Origin of the sequence: Micromonospora sp. AMSO12t (genome assembly GCF_008806585.1) — a bacterium.
GTDB lineage: Bacteria > Actinomycetota > Actinomycetes > Mycobacteriales > Micromonosporaceae > Micromonospora > Micromonospora reichwaldensis.
Genome location: NZ_WAAS01000329.1, coordinates 1 through 6,377 on the forward strand (window position 1 = coordinate 1; position 6,377 = coordinate 6,377).

Consider the following 6,377-nt stretch of genomic DNA (forward strand, 5'->3'; position numbering starts at 1 on the left):
CTGCCCCACTTCCCCCTCACCCGCAACGGCAAGATCGACCGCAACGCACTCCCCGCACCGGATCCCACGACCATCCGCTCCGCGCCGCCCGGCGACGCCGTGCAGCGGCAGCTCGCCGGGATCTGGGCGACGGTGCTGGGCACCCCCGTCGCGGGCATCGGAGTCCGCGACGACTTCTTCGCCGTCGGCGGACACTCCCTGCTGGCCACCCAGGTCACCGCGCAGGCCGGCGCCGCGTTCGAGGTCGACCTGCCGGTCGCGGCGCTGTTCCGGGACCCGACGATCGCGGGGCTGGCCGACGAGCTGCGCCGCTTCGAGCGCCGGCCCGGCTGGGTGGACACCGTGGCCGGCCTGCGCGAGGCCGTCGCCGCGCTCACCGAGGACCAGGCCCGACGAGCGCTGGCCGCCGCCACCCGGCCCGGCCCGCCGTACGACGAGACAGGAGCGCCCCGATGAGCGGCCCGTCGCCCGACCCGGTCACCGCGCTGCTGCGACCGCCGCCCGGCTGGCCGGCAGAGGAGCACCGGCACCTGTTGGTACGGCTGCTGCGCGAGCGGCTGCCCGCCGCGCCGACCGGTCCCGCCACCGTGGCCCAGCGGCAGCTCTGGTTCCTGCAACAGCTGGAGCCGACGAGCACGGCGTACCACATCCTGACCGTGGTGCGGATGACCGGCGAGCTGGACCTGCCGGCCCTGCGCGGCGCGCTCGCCGCCGTCACGGACCGGCACGACCTGCTCCGGGCCACCTTCGCGATGGTCGACGACGAGGTGCTCGTGCGGATCGGTCCCTGCGCGCCGGTGCCGGTGCCGGTCGTCGACCTCGGCACGACGGACGCCGCGACCCGAGAGCAGCGGGTCCGGCAGGAGCTGGAGAGGGCCCACGACGAGCTGTTCGACCTGGCTGACGGCCCGCTGCTGCGGGCGGTGCTGATCCGTTGCGGGGCCGACGAGCACCTGCTCGCGGTCACCGTGCACCACATCGTCTTCGACGGCGGGTCCCGCCCGGTCTTCTGGAGCCACCTCGCCACGGCCTACGACGCGCTGCGGGCGGGGAAGACGCCGGACCTCGATCCGCCGGTGCCCGACGACGAGGACGACGAGGACGACTTCGCCGACGACCCGGAGGACCCGGACGCGGCACTGGCCTACTGGCGCGAGCGGCTGGCCGGCCTGCCCGACCTGGACCTGCCCGGCGTACGCGACCGGGTGCCCGGGGCGTTGGCCTCCGGCCGGCGGCTGGACGTCCCGCTGGACCGCGGCGTGACGACCGCCCTCACCCGGCTGGGTCGGTCCCGGCGGGCCACCTCGTTCATGACGCTGCTGGCCGCGTACCTGGTGCTGCTGTCCGTACGCACCGGCAGCAGCGACGTCGCCGTGCTGTCGCCGACGACGGGCAGGACGAGCGAGGCGGACGAGAGCCGGATCGGGTACTTCGTCAACACCGTGGTGCTGCGCGGGGACCTGGCGGGCAACCCGACCTTCGCCGAGGTGGTCGACCGGGTCCGGGAGCTGACCCTCGGGGCGTACGCCCACATGGCGGTGCCGTTCGAACGGATCGTGGACGAGGTGCGCCCGGCGCGGGTGCCGGGCCGGATGCCGTTCTCACAGTTCGCGTTCAGCGTGGAGGGCCGGCCCGCGCCCCCGCCCCGGCTCGCCGGCCTGAGCACCGCCTGGGTCGACGTCGACACCGGCACGGCGAAGTTCGACGTGCAGTTGGACGTCCTGACCGACGCCTCGGGCGGGCTCGTGGCGGCCTGGACCTGGCGCGACGGGCTGTTCGACCCGGCGGACATGGCCACCGTCGCCGACGACTTCGTGGCGCTGCTGGACGCGGTCGTCGCCGACCCGCACGCCACCGTCGACGCGCTGCCGGTGCGCCGGCCCGTGCCAGGCGTCCGGGCGGCGACCCCGCCGTCCGCGGCGCGTACCCGGCCGGGCGGGACGGGGTCCGGCACGTTGGTGCACCTCGGCGGGCCGACCGACCGCCCGCCGCTGATCCTGCCGCACCCCGTCAGCGGCACGGTCGGCGCGTACGCCGAACTCGCCCGGCTGCTGCCCGCGTACCACCTGGTCGGCATCGAGTCGGCCGCCGACGCCACCGGCGACTCCATCGACGCGCTCGCCGAGGCGTACCTGGACGACGTCGTCGCCCGCTGGCCGGCCGGCCCGTACCGGCTGTGCGGCTGGTCGATGGGCGGCCTGCTCGCGTACGAGATGTCCCGCCGGCTGGTGCGGGCCGGACGCGCCGTCGACCTGCTGGTGGTGCTGGACACCGCGCCCGGGCAGGCGCGCCCGGCCGGCGAGGGGACCGACGACGCCGCGACGGCGGCCCGGTTCGCCGCGGACCTCGCCGCGTCCCTCGGCCGGGACCACCCGGCGCCGACGGCGGCGACGCTCGCCGCGCTGCCGGTCGAGGAACAGACGATGCTGCTGCGCCGCTGGCTGGTGGACGCCGGGGTGACCCCGGTGGCGCTGCCGGTGCGCGAGGTGCGCCGCCGGGTGGAGACCTTCGCCCGGCACGTCACCGCCGTGGCCGGGTACCGGCCGGAGGGCGCGGAGCTGCCGCTGACCGTCGTGCAGGCCGCCGCGTCGCCGCGCTGGCAGCCGCGCTGGGAGCGCTACGTCGGCGCCCGGACCACCGTCCACGAGTACGAGGGCGACCACTACTCGCTGCTGCGCCGGCCCACGGTGCAACGGATCGCCGGTTGGCTGGCCCGGGCGCTGGACGACCGGTGAGCGACGTCGCCCGGCCCTCGGCGGGAATTCCGGGCGGCCCTGCGGAGGGTGGGCGCCGTCAGGCGGTGGGGGTGCCGGCCGCGAGGGGCTGGTCCGGTGACGCCAGCCCGATCTCCAGGCAACGGCGGGTCTCCGCGAGCAGTTCGTCGGTGCGTCCGGCGCTGTAGGAGGAGGCAGCGGCGTACAGCTTGATGCGTAGCTGCTCCTGGCCGTCGAGCTGGTCGAAGTAGCCGCCCAGACCGGCGGTGTCGTCCAGCGCCGAGGTGCTGTCCAGCTCGATCGCCTCGGCGGTGGCGCCGAGCCAGTCGATCGCCCGCAGCAGGGAGTAGTTGACCGAGACCGGGGCCAGCAGGTGCACCGGCACCCCGCGCCGCTTCAGCTCCACGACGACCCGCTCGAAGGGGACGGCCTGGTGGCCGAGCGACTCGGCGGCCTGGTGGGCGACCCGGCGGCTGAGGTCGGCGAAGCCGATCCCCGGCGGTACGTCGACCCGCAGGACCGCGGCCTGGCTCAGCTGGCCGACGACGCGTTCGCAGTCGAGGAACGACCGCATGTCCACGACGAAGGCCACCCGGAACGACCGGGTGGCGGCGGGCCCGCCCAGCGCGCCCAGCAGGGCCGCGGTGTACGCGGCGAACGGGGAGACCCGCAGGCGGCGCACGGCCGGCACGATCCCGCCGGAGGGGACGTGCGCCTGCGCGAGGTGGCCACCGGGGGCCGGGGGTGGCCCGTCCGGTGCCGCGTCGAACGGGTCGGTCAGGTCGGCCCCGGTCTCCACCGGGCCGAGCCGGCCGAACGTGTCGAGCCACCAGTCGAGGTCCTCCTCCGCCTGTTCCTCGCCCAGCTCGAAGAGCCGGTCGAGGACGTCGTCGATCGGCTCGGCGGCGGGTGGCTGGCCCGTGCCGGCGCCCAGCTCGGCCCCGTAGAGGACGGCCAGGTCGTCGACCAGCAGGTCGAGGGAGTGGTGGTCGAGAAGCGCCATGTGCGCGCACAGCAGCAGGTAGGAACTCCCCGTGCCGGTCCGGGCCAGCGACACCGTCCAGCACGGTCCGGCCCACAGGTCCACCGGCCGCCGCAGGGCGGCCTGGCACCAGTCGAGGGCGGCCCGGTCGTCGGGCACCTCGACGACCTCCAGGTCGGCCCGATCGCGGCCGTCGCGCAGGACCACGTAGCCGTCGTGCTCGGCGAACGCCCGGCGCAGCAACGGATGCGCCTCGGCCAGCCGCCCGACGGCGCGACGCAACGCCTCGACGTCGACGTCGCCGTTCAGGCGGTGGCACACCTGGGTCATCAGGGTCGCGGGACCGACCCTGCCGTCGAGACGGCACAGGTATTCCTGGTGTTCACTCGTCTCGAAATGGTCCCGCACCCTGAATCCCCCGGAACAATAGATGGCCCCGGCGGACCAAATATCAACTGATCTGCGAACTGACGAGATCGCCTACCGACGTTCCGGAAGACGCATTTCAGAGGGTCGTACCAGAATTGCCTCGGAGACCATGGTCTCCTGTTTTCCAGCTGTCAGGCGAGCCGGCTCTTGCGGGGCCGAACCACGAGGTCGATGTCCACCAGAGTCGTTGCCGTGTAGCAGTGAGCACGCATCTTGACTCCCATCCGGAACCGCCGGGGTCCACTGTGGATAGACGTTAATATTTCTGTCCCGGCTCCGCAACCCGAAGTTTTTCCTGCGATAAGCGGGACCCGCGCGCGCAATTACCGCCCGTCGCTCTCCGCTCGCGGGAAGTAATCGTGGTACCGACGGGAGGCGGGCCCGACCGGACGACACGCGCCGCGCGGCCGGGACCCTGACGTCTCCTACCCCGCCTCGCCCGCCATCGCCCGGCGCAGGCTCAGCGGGCGCATGTCCGTCCACACCGAGTCGATGTGCTCCAGGCACCGGGCGCGCGGCCCGACGAAGCCCTCCTCCCGCCAGCCCGCCGGGATCTCCCGCCCGTCCGGCCAGATCGAGTACTGCTCCTCGTCGTTGACCACGACCCGGCAGATGTCGGCCGTCTCCGTCTGCTCCACCGTCATCTTCTTCTCCTCACAGCTCGGACACCTCGGTCAGGGCCCGGTCGATCCCGGCGATCCCGGCGGTCAACTCCTCCGCCGTGATGGTCAACGGAGGGAACAGGTGCAGCCGGTTGCCCGCCGCCAGCGGCCAGACGCCGTGGCGCTTGCACGCCGCCAGGACGGCGGCCATCTCGGGCGCCAGCGTCCCCGGGGCCGCGTACGGCGCCAGCGGCTCGCGGGTCGCGCGGTCCCGGACCAGCTCGACCGCCCAGGCCAGGCCGACGCCGCGGACGTCGCCGACGATCGGGTGGCGCTCGGCCAGCTCGGCCAGCGCCGGTCCCACCACGTCGCGGCCGAGTGCGGCCGCCCGGTCGACCAGGTTCTCCTCCCGCAGCACCCGCAGCGCCGCCACGATGGAGGCGCAGGCCAGCGGGTGCCCGGAGTAGGTGAGCCCGCCGGGGTAGCGGCGGTGCGCGAAGTGGGCCGCCACCGCGCGGGACAGCAGCACCCCGCCCACCGGCACGTAGCCGGAGTTGACCCCCTTGGCGAAGGTCATCAGGTCGGGCACCACGTCCCAGAGGTCGCCGGCGAACCACCTGCCGCACCGGCCGAAGCCGGTCATCACCTCGTCGGCGATCAGCAGGATGCCGTGCTCGTCGCAGAGCCGGCGGACGCCGGCCAGGTAGCCGTCCGGCGGCACCAGCACGCCGTTGCTGCCGACCACCGGCTCGACGAGGATCGCGGCGATCGTGTCCGGGCCCTCGTACCCGACGAGCCGGCGCAGGTGCTCCAGCGCCCGTTCGCCCTCCTGCGCGGCGTTCTCGGCGTGGAACTCGCTGCGGTACGGGTACGGGCCCGTGAAGTGCACGGCGCCGCCGCTGGCCGTGTCCACCGGCCAGCGGCGGGGGTCACCCGTCAACGCCAGCGCCCCGGCCGTGGCCCCGTGGTAGGACCGGTAGGCGGCGAGCACCTTCGGCCGCCCCGTCACCACCCGCGCCATCCGCACCGCGTGCTCCACGGCCTCCGCGCCGCCGGTGGTGAACAGGACCGTCTCCAGGTCCCCCGGTGCCACCTCGACGATCGCCCGGGCCGCCTCGTCGCGGACGTCGACGGCGAACGACGGCGCGATCGTGCACATCCGTCCGGCCTGCTCGCGCAGCGCCGCCACCAGGGCCGGGTGCTGGTGGCCCAGGTGCAGGTTGCCCATCTGGGCGTGCAGGTCGAGCCACCGGTTGCCCTGCTCGTCCCAGAACCAGCTGCCCGCGCCGCCGGCCACGCGGACCGGATCGATCTCCTCCTGCGCGGACCAGGGGTAGAAGACCGGCCCGGTCACGACGCCTGCCGTTCGCGGACCAGGTCGACCTGCTCGGCCAGCGTCGGCGCCGCGAACACGTCCTGCAGGGAGAGCCGGACCTGGTACGCCTTGCGGATCCGGCTGATCAGTCGGATCGCGAAGAGCGAGTCGCCGCCCAGGTCGAAGAAGTCGTCCCCGGGCTCGACGCCGTCGACCTTGAGCAGGGCGGCCCAGATCTGCCCGAGCTGGTCCAGCACCTCGGAGCGGCCGTCGTCGGACGGCGCGGCGGTCGGCTGTGCCGGGTCCGGGGCGGCCTCCGGCGGGGCGGTCGGCCG

General features: G+C 74.5%; 6 protein-coding genes. 2 read left to right on the forward strand and 4 right to left on the reverse strand.

The genetic code is table 11. The features are described 5' to 3' along the window. Both F6X68_RS29440 and F6X68_RS29445 read left to right on the forward strand, forming a co-directional pair. A partial coding sequence (locus F6X68_RS29440; RefSeq protein WP_225852500.1) for a phosphopantetheine-binding protein occupies positions 1-456 on the forward strand: 456 nt, incomplete at its 5' end. Beyond that, on the forward strand, positions 453-2,735 hold the full coding sequence (locus F6X68_RS29445; protein ID WP_151457305.1) for a condensation domain-containing protein: 2,283 nt from the start codon (positions 453-455) through the stop codon (positions 2,733-2,735). The genes F6X68_RS29440 and F6X68_RS29445, both read left to right, overlap by 4 nt. Positions 2,736-2,793: 58 nt before the next feature. Here F6X68_RS29445 and F6X68_RS29450 read toward each other — a convergent pair whose 3' ends face one another. From F6X68_RS29450 to F6X68_RS29465, 4 genes are all read right to left on the reverse strand, one after another. Next, the gene (locus tag F6X68_RS29450; RefSeq protein ID WP_151457306.1) at positions 2,794-4,104 is read right to left on the reverse strand and encodes a condensation domain-containing protein; all 1,311 of its coding nucleotides are present in this window, start codon (positions 4,102-4,104) and stop codon (positions 2,794-2,796) included. Between the two features lie 446 nt (positions 4,105-4,550). Next, positions 4,551-4,763, reverse strand: a complete 213-nt coding sequence (locus tag F6X68_RS29455) for an MbtH family protein (protein ID WP_370519008.1) — start codon at positions 4,761-4,763, stop codon at positions 4,551-4,553. Positions 4,764-4,779: 16 nt separating this feature from the next. Then, positions 4,780-6,081 carry an aspartate aminotransferase family protein gene (locus F6X68_RS29460; RefSeq protein WP_151457308.1) on the reverse strand — a complete coding sequence of 434 codons (1,302 nt, stop codon included), beginning with the start codon at positions 6,079-6,081 and terminating at the stop codon, positions 4,780-4,782. After that, positions 6,078-6,377: acyl carrier protein (locus tag F6X68_RS29465; protein ID WP_225852501.1), on the reverse strand; the 300-nt coding region annotated here is incomplete at its 5' end. The genes F6X68_RS29465 and F6X68_RS29460, both read right to left, overlap by 4 nt.

Bases quoted from the DNA above. Each gene is read 5' to 3' on its own strand.
- F6X68_RS29445 (WP_151457305.1), top strand. From the start codon at position 453: ATGAGCGGCCCGTCGCCCGACCCGGTCACCGCGCTGCTGCGACCGCCG.